Annotated in this window: 13 protein-coding genes; 9 read left to right on the top strand and 4 right to left on the bottom strand. The window is 40.4% G+C overall.

The genetic code is table 11. The features are described 5' to 3' along the window. Positions 1 to 550: 550 nt before the first annotated feature. Positions 551 to 1,924 (top strand): MutS-related protein, encoded by a 1,374-nt coding sequence (locus tag WG905_RS16055; protein ID WP_339592762.1) that lies wholly within the window; start codon positions 551 to 553, stop codon positions 1,922 to 1,924. Between the two features lie 157 nt (positions 1,925 to 2,081). On the opposite strand, the gene WG905_RS16050 is transcribed toward WG905_RS16055, so the two are convergent. Beyond that, the gene (locus WG905_RS16050) at positions 2,082 to 2,906 is read right to left on the bottom strand and encodes an ATP-grasp domain-containing protein (RefSeq protein ID WP_339592761.1); all 825 of its coding nucleotides are present in this window, start codon (positions 2,904 to 2,906) and stop codon (positions 2,082 to 2,084) included. Between the two features lie 629 nt (positions 2,907 to 3,535). Here WG905_RS16050 and WG905_RS16045 point away from each other — a divergent pair. The 8 genes from WG905_RS16045 (at position 3,536) to porN (ending at position 14,103) form a co-directional block, all read left to right on the top strand. Continuing rightward, positions 3,536 to 4,033 carry an SRPBCC family protein gene (locus tag WG905_RS16045; RefSeq protein ID WP_339592760.1) on the top strand — a complete coding sequence of 166 codons (498 nt, stop codon included), beginning with the start codon at positions 3,536 to 3,538 and terminating at the stop codon, positions 4,031 to 4,033. 170 nt (positions 4,034 to 4,203) lie between these two features. Further along, positions 4,204 to 7,548: a DEAD/DEAH box helicase gene (locus WG905_RS16040; RefSeq protein ID WP_339592759.1), complete on the top strand. Its 3,345-nt coding sequence runs from the start codon at positions 4,204 to 4,206 to the stop codon at positions 7,546 to 7,548. Between the two features lie 25 nt (positions 7,549 to 7,573). After that, positions 7,574 to 8,551 (top strand): DUF4271 domain-containing protein, encoded by a 978-nt coding sequence (locus WG905_RS16035; RefSeq protein ID WP_339592758.1) that lies wholly within the window; start codon positions 7,574 to 7,576, stop codon positions 8,549 to 8,551. A 14-nt stretch (positions 8,552 to 8,565) separates the two neighbouring features. Beyond that, a complete protein-coding gene (locus WG905_RS16030) occupies positions 8,566 to 9,336 on the top strand; it encodes a uroporphyrinogen-III synthase (protein WP_339592757.1) in 771 nt (256 codons plus the stop codon). A gap of 90 nt (positions 9,337 to 9,426) precedes the next feature. Next, entirely contained in the window at positions 9,427 to 10,767 is a 1,341-nt protein-coding gene (porK, locus tag WG905_RS16025) for a T9SS ring complex lipoprotein PorK/GldK (protein ID WP_339592756.1), read from the top strand. A gap of 19 nt (positions 10,768 to 10,786) precedes the next feature. Next, the gene (gene porL / locus WG905_RS16020) at positions 10,787 to 11,599 is read left to right on the top strand and encodes a type IX secretion system motor protein PorL/GldL (protein WP_339592755.1); all 813 of its coding nucleotides are present in this window, start codon (positions 10,787 to 10,789) and stop codon (positions 11,597 to 11,599) included. Positions 11,600 to 11,617: 18 nt separating this feature from the next. Then, positions 11,618 to 13,156 carry a type IX secretion system motor protein PorM/GldM gene (porM, locus tag WG905_RS16015; RefSeq protein ID WP_339592754.1) on the top strand — a complete coding sequence of 513 codons (1,539 nt, stop codon included), beginning with the start codon at positions 11,618 to 11,620 and terminating at the stop codon, positions 13,154 to 13,156. Positions 13,157 to 13,200: 44 nt separating this feature from the next. Next, a complete protein-coding gene (gene porN, locus WG905_RS16010; protein ID WP_339592753.1) occupies positions 13,201 to 14,103 on the top strand; it encodes a type IX secretion system ring subunit PorN/GldN in 903 nt (300 codons plus the stop codon). A 5-nt stretch (positions 14,104 to 14,108) separates the two neighbouring features. Here porN and uvrC read toward each other — a convergent pair whose 3' ends face one another. Genes uvrC through WG905_RS15995 form a run of 3 tightly spaced genes read right to left on the bottom strand, consistent with a single transcriptional unit; the run spans position 14,109 to position 19,441 of the window. Further along, positions 14,109 to 15,905: an excinuclease ABC subunit UvrC gene (uvrC, locus tag WG905_RS16005; RefSeq protein WP_339592752.1), complete on the bottom strand. Its 1,797-nt coding sequence runs from the start codon at positions 15,903 to 15,905 to the stop codon at positions 14,109 to 14,111. Positions 15,906 to 15,930: 25 nt separating this feature from the next. Next, entirely contained in the window at positions 15,931 to 18,156 is a 2,226-nt protein-coding gene (locus tag WG905_RS16000; protein ID WP_339592751.1) for a penicillin-binding protein 1A, read from the bottom strand. 1 nt (position 18,157) lies between these two features. Next, on the bottom strand, positions 18,158 to 19,441 hold the full coding sequence (locus tag WG905_RS15995) for a tetratricopeptide repeat protein (RefSeq protein WP_339592750.1): 1,284 nt from the start codon (positions 19,439 to 19,441) through the stop codon (positions 18,158 to 18,160). Between the last annotated feature and the right edge of the window lie 135 nt (positions 19,442 to 19,576).

The raw sequence follows: 19,576 nt of genomic DNA, 5'->3' as shown, positions 1-19,576 counted from the left end.
TTACTTTTCCCTATACACAATAGAATTATTCCCATTATTAAGGCGGGTAACCACAGTATGAACGAGTACTTTCCTAGTTGAAGTATAATGGGGCTTAGTTGTGGCCCTTGATAGGTAAACATGGCAACGCCTAATAAAAACATACCAATCGCCAGCAAAGTTACTCCACAACCAATCTTTTGATATATCGACATTTTGAAATAGCTATTCAGTTAGCTCAATTGCATATTGAGAACATTGATCTAATATAGCGAACTAAAACGTAGCTTATCACATTAAAATAACTAAGCTCGAAAGAAGCAGGATTTTCCCTGCTCCTAAAAAGGATAGAATGATAAAGTCTTCGGTTGCAGTAGGATTGGAAATGTTTGATTCTCTCTATTCCCTGGAATTTTGATAATGTTCAAGTCTAGGTTGTCATAAACCACACCGCTTTTTTAATATATAAAACTAACTTGATGTGAGGCTGAAGGTTATGGAATTCGAATGCCTCTCAAACAATGAATTTATCATTGTACCTTAGAATCGATAATAATCAAATTCAACTTTAGTGGAGCATTTTACCATCGATAGCCAAACGTTTAGTGACCTAGACATATTTTCAGAGAAATTTGGATCAACATCAATATTTAATCTATTCAAGCATACACGGACGCTAGCTGCAAGGGACAGATTAATGGAGATCATGCAAAATCCATCCAGTGATTTCGAAGAAATTACATTGAGAAGAGACGCTATCAAATATTTACACGATAATCGGATTAGTCTAGAAATTAAGAATGAGGAAGTTGATTTAATTAAGTTCTACCTGCAAAGCACATTTAAGGAATTTAAAAACAATCCGATTGATGCTGTGGCAGATTATATAACACGCAAATCCAGCAATGATTATTATGTCATCAAAGCCGGTCTCAGGTATCTGATCCAACTCACAAAATACATTATCGGTTTCATAAAAGAACACAATTCAAATCAACCCCCAAAATATTTGGCCCTCATTTTTGAACAGATAAAGAACATTGTTGATGAGGGTGTACTCTTAAAAGCCATACGACTAAATGAAAAAAATCTAAAGTTTCTTGATGTAAGCAGACTAGACCGGGCTTTACGCGGAGCAGAGAAAGAAAATGTAAAAACACTCTTACAACTGGTCTATGAGTTAGATGTTTTAGAAAATATTGCACTAGTTGCGTCAGCAAACGGTTTTTCCTTCCCAGTATTTACTACGGAAGCACATTTAAAAATTAACATAAATGGATTGTTTCATCCTTCAATCAAGAATGCCGTCAAGAACGATGTCTACCTAGATCACAAGCAAAACATCATTTTCCTTACAGGTTCCAATATGTCGGGTAAATCCTCGCTACTTAAATCTTTGGGCCTAACAATTTATCTCTCCCATTTAGGGTTTCCCGTACCTGCTGATGCAATGGAAACTACTGTGTTTAACGGATTGGTGACCACAATTAACCTGCCTGATAACATCAATCAAGGGTTAAGTCATTATTATACTGAAGTGAAAAGAGTAAAAGAGGTTGCGGAAATTCTGTTGCAGCGCAGTAAGATGTTTGTCATCTTCGATGAGCTGTTCAGAGGCACCAATGTAAAAGATGCTTTTGATGGTTCTTCCCTAATTATCTCTGAACTTTCAGCTATAAAGTCTTCCGCCTTCATCATATCTACTCATATAATTGAGCTTGCTACAGTACTCGAGAAATTCAGTAATATCTCTTTTCGGTATCTGGATACCTACTTTGAAAGCGAGAAACCGGTTTTCACATATTTATTAACAGAAGGGATCTCCAAAGAGGTACTCGGAATGTATATTGTCCGGAACGAAGGAATTGTGGAAATACTACGGCAGGTGGTGAATAATACTACTCATCAAGATTCAGCATCGGGAAAGATCGGCTTGGATCAATAAAGACTAATGAATTACCGATAACAAATGCTGTGACCTCCAGCAATCTCAGCCCATTATTATTGATTCGTTAACACATAGCAAATTATAATGTCCTACCCTGTATCCAGTAAACGACCGTTATTTGATATAGAATGGCCCCTATAAAGAAACATTCTATTTATTTGCTTGTCTCTCCAATCAATTCTTGTAAAACCTCTACCCAACTATTGATGAATCTATTCCTTTTATTTTCAGGTAAAAGGTGAATGGAAAGAAATGGGTTTAAATCCTCCAGCTCTACAAGTAAAAGCGAACCATCTTCTAAGCGGCAAGCATCAACACGTGTAATTCCTGTAGTCATATTGTTCCATTTAATGAATTGGTCTGCAAATTCAATATCCCCATCAAGAATACTATATTCCATAAGTTCCCAGCGTTTAGATTTATCAGGTGCATATAGGGCGTATTGAAACTGGTTGCCTAAATAGTAGAATGATACTTCATACTGAAAATCAATAAACGGTTGTATGATTTTGTTCTCAGGTTTTGTAATCAATAACTCCTCCTTGCTTAATATCTCCATGCCGAAGGAATCTGCACCGTCTAAAGGTTTCACAATGTATTTAATCGGATTACCTAACTCTTCTAAATTGAAAATATTCCCTACTATGGGAATTACTGGAAATCCCATAGTAAATAAATCAAACAAATATTGTTTGCCTTTTATATCACCTTTACCGTCAAAAGAGTTGAAAGTTGGGATGTTTTTATCTGCAACAGTTTCTAAAAATTTATTAAAGTATTCCTGATACTTACTGACCGGCCCTGTATTCCTAAATATTATAAGGTCAGCACAAGTTAAATAAGCCAATGCTCGTTGTGGATGCCCGATTAAAATGTTGAAATGTTGATGTAACTTAGAATTGAGGTAAAGGTCTTCTTCGTAATATTTTCTGCCTTTTGCCTCGTAATAAAAGTCTGTTAGATACAATATTGTTTTCATAATAGTGGTCTGCGTATTTATTTTTAAAGCCCTCAATAGTTATTGTCTAAAAAATCATGAAAACTACTTTCAAAATGAAGTAGGCCGAATTTAATAATTATTATTACCAGTTAAGCAAATTGAACTTTCATTATTCCCTTGAAATTGATTTTAGTGTTGCGTATATTTTTCTAAGACTACTAAAAACTTATTTTGGTAGTTTACAATATAAACCTATTTCATTACTCACATATAAATTGAAAATTTTCTGCCGATGCGTCTTTCATTAATTGTTTTATAGAAATACGAGGTTATTGAAATTCCTTATCAATAAATTGGCAGTTTTAACCTTGAGGCATGCACTCGCAAATTTGGTAAGGTAATTCGTTTAAAATTGGTATACAATATGTGTTTGTAATGTTTTAATTTTGTCATATAGGATAGCAGCAGCATGACAGCGATTAATTATTACCGACGTTTTTGCTAAGAAAACCTCTGCTAAGAAGTGTAAATCTTTTGGTGCAAGCTGACTTTCCCTTGAAATTGAAAAAATGTAAGAGATTGACAAATGGCTAAGCCAATTCAGAGAAATTTGGGAAACCCGATTCAATCAACTTGAAGCAGTATGATCAACACTTAAAAAACAAAAGATGAACAACTTGCTATTTGATTTTACCGTTGACAAAACAACAAAAACGGTAGTTATAACCCGAGAATTCGATGCTGAACTTCCGTTGGTATGGGACGCTTTTACTAAACAAGAAATATTGGATCAATGGGTTGCCCCTAAACCCTGGTCATCCAAAACAAAGTATATGGATTTTAAGGTTGGCGGACGAAGATTTTATGCTATGGTAAGCCCCGAAGGACAAGAGCGTTGGTCTATTCAGGAATATACGTCCATTACTCCGAAAACCAATTTTAAAATGTACAATGCCTTTGCAGACAAGGATGAAAACCCTGAATTGCCAGGTTCTGAGTGGGATTATAATTTTAGCGAAAAGAATGGCATAACAAAAGTGAACATTACTATTTACAATGAATCACTTGCCCGTTTAGAGAAGATGATTGAAATGGGATTCAAAGAAGGCTTCAAAATGAGCATTGATAACTTAGAAAAATTATTGGATACCTTATCGCAAAAATGATCTCGATAGCTATTTGGGGGTTATTCAAAAAGTGGCCATATCTTCCGCAATGCCTTGTTTCCAAGGCCGCCATAGTAATACTTTTAACTAAAATATTATAATATCTTGCCTTGTAAATGATGCAATCAGATTTTCCCAGCTAAAACATAAACTATCTTTATCTTTGATCAATGTCTGAAAGAGAGATCCTGATAGAAGAATTTACCACTGAGCAGCTGAGTCAGGTGTTCATTTCTAAACACGCTGAACATCCTGTAGATGCGGGTCTGGTAGATTTTTATGATGTCCGTGCAGTAGATCCAGAGCTGGGTTATTGCATGTTTATTTGTCGCCCGGGTACCTCAAGAACAGCCTATGTTACTGTTTCTTTAGCCCATAACACCCTCAAGCTGGGTTGCGACTGCAAAGAGCCGGGAGATAAATTATGCAGTCACCAGGCACAGGTGCTTTTTAACATCATGCGCAGGGATGAGTTGCGGATTTTTTTTGATGGCAATCTAAGGCAGGAGAAAATGAGGCATGTGGCTAAAGATTTTGGACTGGAGAACGAACCTGTCCTTGATGATTTTTTCCAGGTGGAATACAATAACAGGTCCATCGCCATTATCCCTAAAGTTCCGGAGCTTTTTAAAGTAGACACCGAAACCAAACGTTATCTTAAAGAAAACCTCTTACCCCAACGCAGTTCGTTATCGCCAAAGCTAGCCGGGGAGACCACCCAGCGAATCATTGTGTTTAGGAAGCACAAGTACTACAGCCATTTTTTTGTGGAATTGTATGATGCGGAAAAGACTTCACAGGGAAAAATCAAAAACCCACTCGTGTTGGTGAACCCCTTGGATTTGATTTGGAAGACAGATGACCCCGACGAGCTGAAGTTTTATACGGCAGTAACGAAGTTTCAGAATTATGATGAAGCGGAGCGTTCAGATGCCTTGATCAATGCATTAAAAGCACTCATCAAAAACCCCTTGCAATTGGCTGTCTTTGACCAGAAGGAAAATTCAAAATCAATAAATACGGCCGCTATTGTTCCTTTGCAGTTGAAATTCCTGCATCTTGATATCCGGATATTGGTTAGTCAGCGAGCTTCATTTTATGAAATTACAGGTCAGCTTTACCTCGACGATAGGTCCTATGACCTGGAGAAATTGCAGCTCCGGTATCATTACTTCCTGAATTATAACAACACTTTATACTTAATTGATAATCCGGATTTTCTAAGGATGATCGGGTTCTTCAAAAAGCACAATAATAAAATACTGATTCATCAAAGTAAGTTCGAGGAATTCCAACGAACTATCCTTGCCAAGCTGGAAGATCATATTCATGTTTCCTATGCTTACCTGAAACCGGCAACTCCCAAACAGCTGCAGGAAAATAGTTTCGATGTGCCTAACGAAAAACTAATTTACCTGTCGGATGAGGGCGATCATATCCTGATTACGCCTGTGCTGAAGTATGGCAATGTGGAAGTGCCCGTCCTATCTAAAAGAACAATTTATTCCATCGACAGTCGTGGCAAACCGTTTATGGTTGCCCGGGATGAAGCGCTGGAATTGAGGATGACCTCCATCCTGATCCGCCAGCATCCTCATTTTGAAGAACAGCTGGATCAGAACAACTTCTACTTGCATAAATCTCGGTTTTTAGATAATGGCTGGTTTCTGGATGCCTTCGAGGACTGGAAAAAAGAGGGGATCACCATTTTGGGTTTCAGTGAGCTGCAGCATAATAAATTGAATCCAAATAAAGCAAAAATAGACATCAAGGTTTTGAGCGGACTGGATTGGTTTGATACTTCCATTGACCTGCGGTTCGGCAAGGAAAAAGTAAGTTTGAAATACCTGCATAAGTCCATCCGCAACAAGAGTAAATTCGTGCAGCTTGGCGATGGTACCCTGGGTATTTTGCCTGATGAATGGATAGAGAAGTTCGCCGAATACTTCAACTCGGGTGAGGTTACTGATGAAACCATTCGCATTCCAAAAGTTAATTTTGCCGGCATTGCGGAAATGTACCAGGAGGAGTATTTGTCTAAAGAGGTGAAACTGGAGCTGGCCATGTTAAACTCCCGCCTGGCGAACTTTCACTCCATTACTGCAGTACAAACGCCAATGGGCTTAAATGGGGCGCTGCGACAATACCAGCAGCAGGGCCTTAACTGGCTGAATTTTTTAAATGAATTTGGTTTTGGAGGCTGTCTTGCTGATGATATGGGCCTGGGGAAAACCATCCAAGTCATTGCATTTATCCTGCTGCAAAAAGAACAGGGTAATGAAGAGCCTTGCCTTATTGTGGTGCCAACCACCCTCATTCATAACTGGCAGGCAGAACTGGCCAGGTTTGCCCCTTCACTCAAAGTCCATACCTTGTATGGGGCGGATAGACGTAAAGATGTGATGGGCTTTGAAGATCACGATGTGATCCTTACTTCTTATGGGACCATGCTTTATGACATCCGCTTTCTGAAGAAATATGTTTTTCGCAGCATTTTTCTTGATGAATCACAAACGGTTAAAAATCCTTCCTCACAGCGTTACCAGGCTGCGGCTTTATTAAAGTCGAGGAATAAGATCGTCATCACCGGAACACCGGTGGAGAACAGCACCTTTGATCTCTATGGACAATTATCATTGGCTAATCCTGGTCTTTTAGGTTCCAGAAATTATTTTAGAGACCATTATTCTACGCCCATAGACAAATTTAAGGATCTTAAAAGAGCAATGGAGCTGCAGAAAAAAGTACGGCCCTTCATTTTGCGGCGCACTAAAAAGCAGGTTGCAACAGAGCTTCCTGAAAAAACAGAAATGGTGATTTATTGTGAAATGGAAGAGGAGCAACGGAAAGTTTATGATTCTTATAGAAACGAATACCGGAACTTTTTTTTGACACATAAGGAGGAAGATCTTTCCAGACACAGCATGCATGTTTTGAAAGGGCTGACCAAACTTCGGCAAATTTGTAATTCGCCCGCGCTACTGAAGGAGGACCGGTTTTATGGTAATTCCTCTTCTAAAATTACGTTATTGATGGAGGAGATTGAGGCGAAAAATGCACAACATAAGATTCTGGTCTTCTCTCAATTTGTGTCCATGCTTGATTTAATTGGAAAGGAGCTTAGTCAAAGAGGTATCGCCTATGAATGTTTGACAGGGCAAACTAAAAACCGGGCGGAAAAAGTAGCCTCCTTCCAGACTAATGAAAAAATAAGGGTGTTTTTAATCAGCTTAAAGGCAGGAGGGGTAGGCCTCAATTTAACAGAAGCAGATTATGTTTACCTGGTTGACCCCTGGTGGAATCCCGCGGTTGAAAATCAGGCCATCGACAGAAGCTACCGCATTGGTCAGCAGAAGAGCGTCATCGCTGTACGCCTTATTTGTCCGGATACCATCGAAGAGAAAATTATGCGCCTGCAGGAAACTAAAATAGACTTGGTTAATGACCTGGTAAAAACGGATAAGGATACTTTTAAACAACTTTCCAGGAAGGATTTGATAGAATTGTTTAATTAGCTAATAATAACTTAGTTTTGCAGTATTGAAAACGCTCGTATTATTTTTATGGTGTTTAATGGGATTGGGTGCCTGGGATTTACAGGGACAAGTTCTTCCTGCGCCTGAAACGCCGGATACAACGCTTCGGCAAGCTAAGCCTTACCGGGTAGTGAAAGATTCTGCATTCTACGCCCGCCAAAAATTCGTAACGGATTCAATTATCCGTCATACCTGGATTTTGCCTGATTCTTTGCTGAGTTCCACCATCATCATGGATAGTATTTTAGCTGAGGTTTATAAAAAAGGCCATGGTAAGCCCTGGTTCACCATCTATGACAAAGGAAAAAAGGAAAGTTTATATAAAGTAGGGGACGCCCTGCCCAAAGGGGATGTATGGGTATTGAGCTTTATTGCTTTTTTACTCCTGGTTTTTGCCATTCTGAAAAGGTATTTTTCTAGACCGCTGTTTACCATGGTTCATGCGTTTTTTAGCAACAGGGTCTTAAACAACTTATACAAGGAGGATAATTTATTTACTTCGTGGCCGTTTTTACTATTATTCATACAGTTTGGTTTTACCATAGGTATGTTTTTCTACCTGGTTACACAATATTACCAGGTGTCTTACGGTGTCAATGGATTCCAGTTTTTCCTGACCATTTCCGTGTTTATCATCATCCTATACACCTTGAAGATCCTTTTGCTTAAATTATTAGGGCATATATTTGACATCCAGAAGCCGGTTCATGAATATATAATTATTTTATATTTAAGTTATTTTAATCTTTCGTTATTGTTTATTCCTTTAGTAGTGGCGTTTGCTTTGACCTCTTTAAAGTACGGTTTAAATTATATTATAATATCTTTGTTCATAGCCGGAATAATTTTTACATTTCAGGTTTTCAGGGCAGGGATAAATATTTTATCTCACTATCGGTTTTCAAAGGTCTATTTATTTTTGTACTTTTGTGCCCTCGAAATCTGTCCTATTTTGATACTAATCAAGGCAGTAGGTTTATAACGCTAAATATGATAATGCAGGAAAACAAAGAAGATCGGTTACGCAAGGTTAAAAGTATTTTAATCACTTTACCGAAGCCCGAAACAGAGAAGTCGCCTTATTTTGACTTGGCAAAGAAATTCAATCTGAAGATTGATTTCAGATCATTTATTCATGTGGAAGGTGTTCCAGCCAGGGATTTTAGAAAAGATAAAATCAATTTGGCTGATTTTACAGCAGTCGTTTTTACAAGCAGGAATTCTGCAGATCATTTTTTCAGGATCTGTGAAGAAATGCGCTATGATGTACCCTCGGATCTGAAATATTTCTGCATTTCAGAATCTACAGCGTTATATCTTCAAAAATATATCCAGTATCGTAAACGTAAAATCTTTTTCGGAAAGCAAACGGCAGCCGACCTGGCTGAAGTATTGAAAAAACATGCGGCTGAAAAGTTCCTTTACCCATGTTCTGACGTTGCTACAGAAGACACCATGAAGTTTCTTCAAAAGAATGGTTATGATTTTACACCTGCTGTTTTATTTAAAACCGTAGTAAGTGATCTTTCTGACCTTGCAGAGGTTTTTTATGATGTGATTGCTTTCTTTAGTCCTTCCAGCATCCAGTCTCTCTTTGTTAACTTTCCTGACTTTGCACAAAATAATACCAGGATTGCAGCTTTCGGAGTCAATACGCATAAGGCAGTGACTGATGCAGGCTTAATCGTCGATATTGCTGCACCAACACCCGAAGCACCTTCTATGATCATGGCAATTGACAACTATATCAAGAAATCAAACAAATAGAAAAATAACTACGTTTCGGTTAAATAACAGGTAACCGTTGTTAATATCATGGATAATTTATACAATTGCTAATAATTGTTTGAGTTTCCTATGAGAAAAATTCACCTCCTTGGGATTTTAGCATTCGCTTTAATTCTGTCAAATATTACAACGGAAAGTTATGCCCAATCAAGATGGGTTAGGGTAAAGAAAAATAAGGTTTATTCCCCCGGAGACAGAGATATGGCCTCCGTGCCCTCTGGTCAGGCTTTTGTAGGCATTCCCGTTGATATTATGGATACCCTTGCTGTGAAGGGAAGAATGGTTTCCATCAGTGCTTTCTTCATGGACCGTACCGAAGTTTCAAATAAACAATACCGGGAATTTGTGGAATGGGTAAGAGATTCAATTGCAGTGACCACCCTTGGGCCCACGGTTGCTCCGAATCTGTTTAAGCAGGTAAAAAGCACTGAAGGTGGAGCTGCCCTGACTGCTGAACGCCAAATCGATTGGAAAAATGTAAAAAAATATCTTTGGCGTAGAGGGAATAGCGGCTACGCTGATAAGCTTTCTTTTATGTTTTATAGCGGTGACGATGCCTTACTTGGTAAACGGGAAATTGATATCCGTAAGTTGAAGTATTCTTTCAGCTTCATGAACATGGACCTGGCTGCTGCCGGAAGAAAGGATCCTACTAAAAACCGAAAAGATTTTATACAGAGTTATGTAGATAACCCTGACCCATCTAAATCTAATGAATACCCTTCTATTTCTGTCTATCCTGATACCCTGGTATGGAAGATGGATTATGGATACTCAGAAAATGATCCTATGGTGAGGGATTACTTCAATAACCCTGCTTACAATGACTTTCCTGTTGTTGGGGTTACATGGGAACAGGCCAATGCGTATTGCATCTGGCTGACCAGGAAATATGACGGCAAAAAGAACTCTAAAAAACATCCAAAACTGCAATTCAGGTTGCCTACTGCGGCTGAATTTGAGTATGCTGCTAAAGCCGGCCGTGAAAACGCCAAATATCCATGGGACGGTGATATTGTCCGTGGTGAAAAAGGTCATTTGTTAGCTAACTTTAAAACTGATGCAGGTAATTATACACCTGATTATGGATTGTTTCCAGTAAATGTAAGGTCTTATGCGCCTAATGGTTTCGAACTTTACAACATGGCAGGTAATGTATCGGAATGGACCACCACTGCCTATAACCCTTCAGCGGCGGCACTGTTAAATGACTTTAATCCGAACTTCACCTACGCTGCCACTGCGGCCGACAGCAAATACCTTAAACGTAAGGTGGTTAAAGGTGGTTCATGGAAAGACATCTCCTACTTTTTACAAAATTCCGTATCTACCTTTGAGTTTCAGGATCAACCAAGATCTTACATTGGCTTCAGATGCGTAGCATCATATCCAGGAACAAATATTCAGTAATTATAAATCTTAGCTAAAAATGGCACAAAACACTAATTCAGATTGGTTACATAAAGCAATCTCCTGGGGAGCCAGTATCGTTATCATTGGAGTTCTTTTTAAAATACTCCACTTTGGGGGCATTTGGGGTAATTATATCATAGGCTTCGGTCTTGGTGTTGAAGCGCTGTTGTTCTTTATTACCGGATTTTTCCCTCCAAAACCTGATCCTGAATGGAAAAAGGTTTACCCTGAACTGAGTGAAGATTTTACTGGTGAATTGCCAAAAGCAACAGCTTCACGCGCTATGGTAAACGTTCCGGCATTTTCTAATACAGCAGCTTTGGACAAAATGATGTCTGATGCTAAAATCGGACCTGAATTAATTGAAAATCTTGGAGCAGGATTAAGAACGTTCGGCGATAAAGTAGCTTCCATTTCAAGGGTAGCCGATGCTGCTGATGTCAGCAATGAGTTTGTTGCCAAGCTGAAAACGACTACTGCCAATTTTGATAATTTAAATAATGCTTTTGGAAAAGCTACTGCACAATTGGTTGAAATGGGACAAAGCAGCGGTGCTTCTCAGGCTTATCACGACCAGGTGAATGCGCTGGCAAGAAATCTTTCCGCTTTAAATGCAGTTTACGAATTGGAACTCCAGGATTCTACTGCGCACCTGAAATCAATGAATAAGTTCTACCAGAACCTTTCATCAACCATGAGCAACTTCAATGAGTCTATGGAAGATTCTAAACAATTCAAGGAAGAAGTAAATAAGCTGGCTAAAAACCTGTCGTCACTGAATGCTATTTATGGTAATATGTTGACTGCGATGAATCAACCACGTGTTTAACAATTTAAAAGACCTATAATGGCAGCAGGAAAAGAGACCACAAGGCAGAAGATGATTAACGTCATGTATTTGGTGTTATTAGCCATGCTTGCCTTGAATGTGTCCGATACGATATTAAATGCATTTAAGAATATAAACGACAGCCTTGAAGCGTCTAAAAATAATGTAAACACGAGTGTGGAACAGCTGTTCACCTCTTTTCAGAATACTAAACTTAAAGATGAACCTGCCAGGGCACAGCCGATCTGGGAGAAAGCAAATAAAGCCAAAGCTTATGCTGCAGACCTAACTAATTCGATTCAGGCTTTAAAGCAGCGTTTTGCTACTGCAGGTAATGGAATAGATCCCGAAACCGGCGATCTGGTAGAAAGGGCCAACCAGGACATCGCCCAGGATATCATGATCAATAAAAGGGAAGGAAAGAAGCTGCAGGTGAAGATCAATGAAACCCGTGAAAAGCTGATCGGCCTGTTAAATCCTGAAGACCGTAAGGCTGTAACTTTTACGCTGGAAGCTAAAAATGCTGTCGAACATGTCAATGGCAAATGGGAATGGTCTGACATTAATTTTGGTGAAGGTACCCCGCTCACAGCTGCCAATACTATTCTTACTAAAATTCAGGCCGATACAAAAAATGCGGAGGCTGAAGTGGTAAAGAAATTGTTCGGTAACATGGATAAATCATTGGTTAACCTTGACCAGTTTGCTGCCGTTGCTGTAGCGCCAACTTCTTATGTGATACAGGGACAACCCTATAAAGCTGAAGTGTTTTTAACAGCCAGCGATTCTAAATCCAGTCCTGATATTTTGGTAGGTGGCAACAAACTTTCCATGAAAGATGGTAAGGGTACCTATACCGGTGGAACAGGAAGTGTGGGTGTTTTCAAATGGGCTGGTGTGATTCGGGTTAAACAAACCGATGGACAAATTAAAGAATACAGGACTCCGGAACAAACCTACCAGGTGGCCAAGCCTTCTGCAACAGTATCTCCGGATAAGATGAACGTTATTTATGCGGGTATTCCTAATCCTTTTTCAGTTTCTGCTGCAGGTTTTCCCCTCGAAAGTGTAAAGGCATCAATCAGTGGCGGCAGCATGAGCGGCGCCAATGGAAAGTACATGGTGAATGTAGGTGGCCCTCAGATTGGTAAAGTGGTGAACATTAATGTGACTGCCAGTAGTGGCGGCAAAACGGTTGCTCTAGGCTCGCAGCAGTTCAGGGTAAAAGCATTGCCAACACCGAAAGGATTAGTGCGCGGCAAGTCTGGCGGAAATGTTGAAGTGGAATGGCTGGAAGCAGCCAGCCTGATGGATACCCAGCTGGATGATTTCGTTTTCGATGTTAAATACAGGGTGCTGCGGTTTTCTGCCACTTTTATTAATCCGCGTTCAGATGCAGTAACGGTTTCCAATAGTGGTGCAAGCTTCAATAACCAGGTTAAAGGTGCCTTGAATTCTATTAAACCGGGTGCTACAGTCATTTTTAAAGATATAGTTTGTGAAGGCCCGGACGGCAGACAGAAAGTGCTGGATAACATTACATTTATAACAAGGTAGCTTTCGATAGCTTCATTACCCATTAAAATAAAAATTATATACCTATGAAGAAGGTTTTGTATACACTCGTTTTGTTGTCGCTTGGCACTGTTACTTTTGCGCAGACCATCAAAACTACGGATACGGTTAAATCTACAGCTACAGTGACGCCAAAGAAGGCGAAAAAGCCGAAAACCCCACCTAAGGATGGCTTTTCTACACGGGTAGATGTGGATAGCAATGTCGTTGTACCTTATGCTGATGTAAGGGAAGAGGATGTGTTTTACTCTAAGCGTATCTGGCGGGAAATAGATTTAACAGATACTGCCAATACGGTATTAAACAATGATCAGTATAAGTTGATCGAAATATTCCTGAACGCGATCCAGGAGGAAGAGCTCACCGCTTATTCTCCAAAGGATACGGTGCAAGGCAGAATTCTGGAAGATAATGATTCTTTTAAAATTGCTTTTACACCTGAGCAAGCCTTGATGAATGCCAGGGGTACAACTGAAGGCGTTCAGGATCCCATTACAGGGAAACTTTCTGAGCCCACCCTCCGCAGGTTGAGAACTGAGGATTTCATTAAATACAGAATTAAGGAAGACTGGATCCTGGATGCTAAACGTGCTGTTTTTGAGCCGAGAATTATTGGTATTGCGCCTTTGAAAATGGTGGAAGGAAACTGGCAGCCCGTGTTCTGGATTTATTTTGATGAAGCAAGGGAAGTGCTGAGCAGGAAAAGATTGTTAAACCCGCTTAACGATGCTTCAGTAATGACTTATGATGATTTTTTCGTAAGACGTTTATTTACCAGCACCATCATTAAAGAAACTAACCCCGGTAATAGAACCATTATGGAAATTACGGGTGCTACTGATCCTAAGGATCCGAAAGTGATCGCAGAATCAGAAAGAATACAAAAGACGCTGGATAACTTTCAAAACCGCATGTGGCATAATAAATAGTAATGCTATTTATTAAAATATTCCAGCAGCGTTTTTACCTGTGTTTTATTTAATACTTCAGCCAATTCCTGCTCTTCCGCCTCTTTAATTCTTTTAACGGATTTAAAGCGGCGTAAGAGTTTGTCGGCTGTTGTTTTACCGATACCGGCAATACTTTCCAACTCCGTTTTAAGTGTGCCCTGGTCTCTTTTCTTACGGTGAAAAGTAATACCGAAACGGTGTGCTTCATCCCGCAACTGCTGGATGACTTTTAAAGTCTCTGATTTTTTATCCAGGTATAAAGGGAAACTGTCGCCGGGGTAATATAACTCCTCCAGTCTTTTTGCTATGCCGATTACGGTGACCTGCTTCTCGATGCCTAGCTTTTTTAAACTTGCCATGGCAGAGGATAACTGTCCCTTGCCACCATCAATAATGATGAGTTGAGGTAAGGGCTGCTCCTCGTCCAGCATGCGTTTATAGCGCCTGTAAACCGCTTCTTCCATGGTGGCAAAGTCATTAGGTCCTTCCACAGTTTTCACGTTGAAATGGCGGTAATCTTTTTTGGAAGGTTTGGCGTCTCTAAACACAACGATAGCAGAAACAGGGTAGGCACCCTGAAAGTTAGAGTTATCAAAGCATTCGATATGTTGCGGAAGCCTGGTTAACCTTAAATCCTTCTGCATTTGCGTCAGGATCCGTTCAGATCTTAAATCCGGGTTGAGCTTCTCGTATTGATTCAGTTTCTCTTTTTTGAAGTACAGCACATTCTTTTGGGAGAGTTCCAGCAGGCTTTTTTTCTCCCCTAATTTGGGTACGGTAAACCTGAGGTCAGGATCTTCAAGCGTAATCTCAAAAGGAACAATGATCTCTTTGGAGGTGCTGTCAAATTTTGTCCGGAATTCCGTGATGGCCAGGGTAAGCAGCTCTTCGTCAGTTTCATCCAGTCGCTTTTTGATCTCGATGGTTTGTGCCTGGATAATGCTTCCGTTCATGATTTTCAGGTAATTCACAAAAGCATAGCGAGGATCGGAAGCGATACTCACCACATCGATATTAGTAATGGAACTGTTCACGACAGTAGATTTGCTCTGGTATTTTTCCAGCACCAGGAGCTTGCGCTGGTATTGGTGGGCAAGTTCGAAATTCAGATCTTCGACCGCATTTTTGATGATGTTTTTTACATCCCGGATCACATTCCCAATCTTACCGTTAAGGATTTCTTTGATCTCCTCAATGTTTTTGTTGTATTCTTCTTCATTCTGGTAGGCCTGACAAGGTCCTTTGCAGTTGCCGATCTGGTATTCAAGGCAGACCTTAAACTTGCCAGCTGCAATGTTTGACTGCGTTAAGGGCAGTGTACAGGTGCGCAGGGGGTAGGTTTCTTTGATGAGGTCAAGGATGGTGTGCATCATTCCCACCGAAGCATAAGGCCCAAAATAAGTGGAGCCATCCTTGGTTCGCTGCCTCGTCCAGAAGACCCTTGGAAAAGGTTCCTTCTTGATGATGATCCAGGGGTAAGTCTTGTCATCTTTCAACATGATGTTGTACCGTGGCTGGTGCTTTTTAATCAGGCTGTTTTCCAGCAGCCATGCATCAATCTCCGTATCAACGATCGTAAAAGTAATTTTCCTGATTTTGGAAACCAACACCCTGGTTTTACCATTCATCTGGTTATCCTGGTTGAAGTAAGAGCCTACGCGGTTCCGCAGGTCTTTTGCCTTACCGATATAAATAAGCGTTCCTTCTACATCCCAGAACTGGTAAACCCCAGGCCGGTGAGGAATGTCGGCAAGAGCCGTTTTAAAGTCAAAAGCACTCATTCTTTACGGTGTTAAAACCAGGTGGTTAAAAGCCTAATTTATCTTCTATTTCAGTTTTTGTGGTATCCAGCGGTTGGTACTGGTTACAATCATAAACAATTGACACCCCATTTTTAGGGGCTTCAAAATCTTCTTTAGAGATTTTTAGTTTAGGATTGGCATAAACACGTTTCATGAAAAGGGCAAAGATAGGCAAGGCTGTATTGGCACCTCCACCATCACGTGTACTACTGAAATGGAAGGCACGGTCTTCACTACCTGTCCACACGCCGGTAACCAGCTGGGGGGTAATGCCCACAAACCAACCATCAGAGTTATTTTGAGTGGTACCTGTTTTTCCACCGATGGGGGCTTTAAGGCCATATTTCCATACTACTCTTGAACCTGTACCATTTTGAACCACACCTCTCAACATTCTTGTCATCACATAGGCCACCTCTTCATTTAAAGCCGGGTGTACACTAGGGCGTTTATCATAAATCACAATACCGTTTTTATCTTCAATACGGAGAATATAAGTTGGTTCAGTCCAGACTCCTTTATTTGCAAAAACACTAAAAGCGCCCACCATGTCATATACGGAGGCATTAAAAGAGCCTAATGATATGGAAGGGTATTCGGGTACATCAGAAGTGATTCCCATTCTGTGTGCCAATGAAGCCACAGCTTTAGCACCTACCTGTTTCATTAAATAGGCGGTTACATAATTTTGCGAAAAGGCCAGAGCCTTTTGCAAAGTGATTTCGCCAGGGATTACGCTAACTGAACGCGGAACCCAGGGCTCTCCACCAGGAATGTCGATGCTCACTGGCTCATTTGGGACGCTGAAACATGGAGAGTAGCCATTATCGATAGCCACGGCATAGGTGAAAGGCTTCGCAATAGAGCCTACCTGGCGGGTACCCATTTTTACCTGGTCATATTTAAAATGATCAAAGTCAATACCGCCCACCCAGGCCTTGATGTGTCCTGTTTGCGGATCCATGGCCATCATGGCATTGCGCAGCAGCATCTTATAGTATTTAACCGAATCGATCGGTTTCATTAGGGTGTCAATGTCTCCTTTCCAGGTGAATAAGCTTAATTGAGTAGGGGTGTTGAAGTCTTTCTTAATTTCCTCAAGAGATTTTCCTTCCAGCTGCAGGGCCTTATAACGGTCGGATCTTTTAATACCCTGGTCAATTTGCAGTTCCTTGCCTTTAAAGATATTTCTTCCTTTCCAGCTTTTTTCAAACTGAGCCTGCAGCAGTTTCATGTATTCCTTTTGTGCATCCTCTGCATGAACCTGCATGTCGTAATTAATGGTGGTATAAATTCTTAAACCATCCCTGTCCAGGTCATAGGGCGTTCCGTCGGCTTTAAGGATAGAGCGTTCCTTGAAAACTTTCTTTACTTCACTTTTCAGTACTGACCTGAAGTAAGGGGCAATTCCATCACTCACATTGGCTGCGTTGAACTTTAAGCCCAGTGGCTTTTGTTTTTCAATGTCAAATTGTTCCGGTGTCAGCAAGTCAGCTTTTACCATCATCGCCATTACAGTATTCCTTCTGGTAAGGGAGCGGTCGGGGTTACGGGTAGGGGAATAGCGGGTAATTCCCTTTTGCAGTCCTACGAGGGTTGCTGCTTCCGGAATACTTAATTTATCAGGAGTGGTGTTGAAATAAACCCTGGCTGCAGATTTAATGCCATAAGCCTGGTTACCGAAATCAACGGTGTTGAGGTACATGGTGATGATTTCTTCCTTGGTGTAATTTCGCTCCAGTTTCACAGCAATAACCCATTCCTTGAACTTCTGCATGATCCTTTTGAAAAAAGATTTTTCTCTTCCCTCTTCAGAAAATAAATTCAGGGCCAGCTGCTGTGTAATGGTACTTGCACCTTGTTTTTTACCAATCAGGTTATAGAAGATAATGGTAAATGTACGTTTAAAGTCTATCCCCGAGTGCTCCATGAAACGGGCATCTTCGGTAGAGATCAAAGCATTGAGGACATTGGGCGATATTTCAGGGTAACTGATGTTAGAGCGGTTTTGAACAAAATAAGTGCCCATTACCCTGCCATCTTCCGATACGATTTCTGTAGCCTGGTTACTTTTAGGGTGTTCAATATCTCTAAAGGAAGGAAGATCACCAAATACACCATAGCCAATAGCAACGATGAAAATGGAAAAAAGAGCGATACCGATGATCAGTACCTTCCAAATGGATAAATTATATTTTCTTATATCTGCTGATGACAGTTTTTGGTTCATTTCAAAAGTTATTTTTATAGAATTCTAAGTACTTATTTAAATAGTATTTACTTTTTATCTTTTCAAAGTTATCTTCACTGCTGATGAAGCTGTGATAGCTGCCTGCCGGAACTTTCATGATGTGTTCAAGTTGGGGCCCGATTCTATCAGCATATTTTTTTACGGTTTCAAAATTACTAAAGTTCCCGATGTAAATCAGTTGGTCATTGTCAAATTCTGTTAAACGGTGCTTCAGGCCCTGGCCGGCAAAGTTTCCGCGGTTGAATTCACCAATGCCAAAGCGTGAGGAACTTAAGTTTGTACTTGCATCGTTTACCACAATAACGAAATAATAACTGTTTGAAGGCGTTACCTGAAAAATACTGTCGGGCACTGCGGCTTTCTTTGCTGCATTAACCGGGTTGTACTCATTTTCGGCAGGCAAAGGTAAGGCTTTTAGCGGTGTTTCTAGTAAGACCTTTTGTAAAGTAATTTCTGGGGATAGCGATTGCTGCACATAGGTAAAGTACTTACTTTTTCGATGGTTTCCTGCAACGGTATTAAAATTTTTACCTAAAAGGTTTTCATGTTCGTTAAACTTCAGTTTTGATAAATCATTGGCGTTTGCGGTTCCCTCAGGATCTTTTAACTCGGATTGTAGAACAGCAGTGTCAGGAATTAGAGGCCTGTTGATGGCGTTTTCACGTCGCTTTTCAGCCTTCCGGGCGTAAAATACTGCCTTTGGGTAATCATTTTCTGCATGATAAAGTTGCGAAAGGCTATTGTACCAGCAGTTTCTTTGTTGCGGCGTGGATTTTTCTTTCAAAGCGGCTTCCAAATAAACAATGGCCGCATTATAGTCTTTTACGGCTATCCTGCTTTGGGCCAAAGTAACTAGAGGTCCTGCTCTATGTTTGTTGATGAGCGGTAGTTTTCTTTTAAGGCTATCCAGTAGGGGTGCTGCCTCGCCTTGCTTGTCGCGCTGCATTAAACTTCTTGCGCTGCCATCCAGTCCTTTAATATGCAAGCCGATGTTGCTACCGTAGGTTTGGGACACATAGCTAAAATATGCCTCCGCAAGGAAGTAATTGCCTTGCAGGTAGTGGGCTTCTGCAAGGAGCAGGTAGGCTTCAGGTATATATTTGCTGTGTCTTTTTTCAGTGATCACCCTACCGACTTTATAAATTACCTGGTCAAGTTGTTCTGTTGCGTTGCCGATATGACTGTCTACCAGGATCTGCTTCTCTTCGTTGATAATTGCCCGGGCATTGTATAAGTAGTTATACCGGGCTGTTAAATTATGCATACCACGATTGACGACCGTGTTCTGCTGCGTACTGCAGGAAAAGAGGATACAAAGGCTAAAGCAAATAAATGTTATCTTTAGTGTACGAATAACGCAGTGTTTCAAATTACCAGTTGAATCTATCAATAAAAATTA

It is taken from the genome of Pedobacter immunditicola (assembly GCF_037482985.1).
GTDB classification, from domain to species: Bacteria; Bacteroidota; Bacteroidia; order Sphingobacteriales; family Sphingobacteriaceae; genus Pedobacter; species Pedobacter immunditicola.
This window is presented reverse-complemented; position numbering and strand designations above follow the sequence as displayed.

What these genes read in the sequence shown, in the direction of transcription:
- WG905_RS16000 (WP_339592751.1), bottom strand. Translation starts at nt 18,156, where the DNA reads ATGAACCAAAAACTGTCATCAGCAGATATAAGAAAATATAATTTATCC.
- porK (WP_339592756.1), top strand. Translation starts at nt 9,427, where the DNA reads ATGAGAAAAATTCACCTCCTTGGGATTTTAGCATTCGCTTTAATTCTG.
- WG905_RS16050 (WP_339592761.1), bottom strand. Translation starts at nt 2,906, where the DNA reads ATGAAAACAATATTGTATCTAACAGACTTTTATTACGAGGCAAAAGGC.
- WG905_RS16045 (WP_339592760.1), top strand. Translation starts at nt 3,536, where the DNA reads ATGAACAACTTGCTATTTGATTTTACCGTTGACAAAACAACAAAAACG.
- uvrC (WP_339592752.1), bottom strand. Translation starts at nt 15,905, where the DNA reads ATGAGTGCTTTTGACTTTAAAACGGCTCTTGCCGACATTCCTCACCGG.
- porM (WP_339592754.1), top strand. Translation starts at nt 11,618, where the DNA reads ATGGCAGCAGGAAAAGAGACCACAAGGCAGAAGATGATTAACGTCATG.
- porL (WP_339592755.1), top strand. Translation starts at nt 10,787, where the DNA reads ATGGCACAAAACACTAATTCAGATTGGTTACATAAAGCAATCTCCTGG.
- WG905_RS15995 (WP_339592750.1), bottom strand. Translation starts at nt 19,441, where the DNA reads ATGCATAATTTAACAGCCCGGTATAACTACTTATACAATGCCCGGGCA.
- porN (WP_339592753.1), top strand. Translation starts at nt 13,201, where the DNA reads ATGAAGAAGGTTTTGTATACACTCGTTTTGTTGTCGCTTGGCACTGTT.
- WG905_RS16040 (WP_339592759.1), top strand. Translation starts at nt 4,204, where the DNA reads ATGTCTGAAAGAGAGATCCTGATAGAAGAATTTACCACTGAGCAGCTG.
- WG905_RS16030 (WP_339592757.1), top strand. Translation starts at nt 8,566, where the DNA reads ATGCAGGAAAACAAAGAAGATCGGTTACGCAAGGTTAAAAGTATTTTA.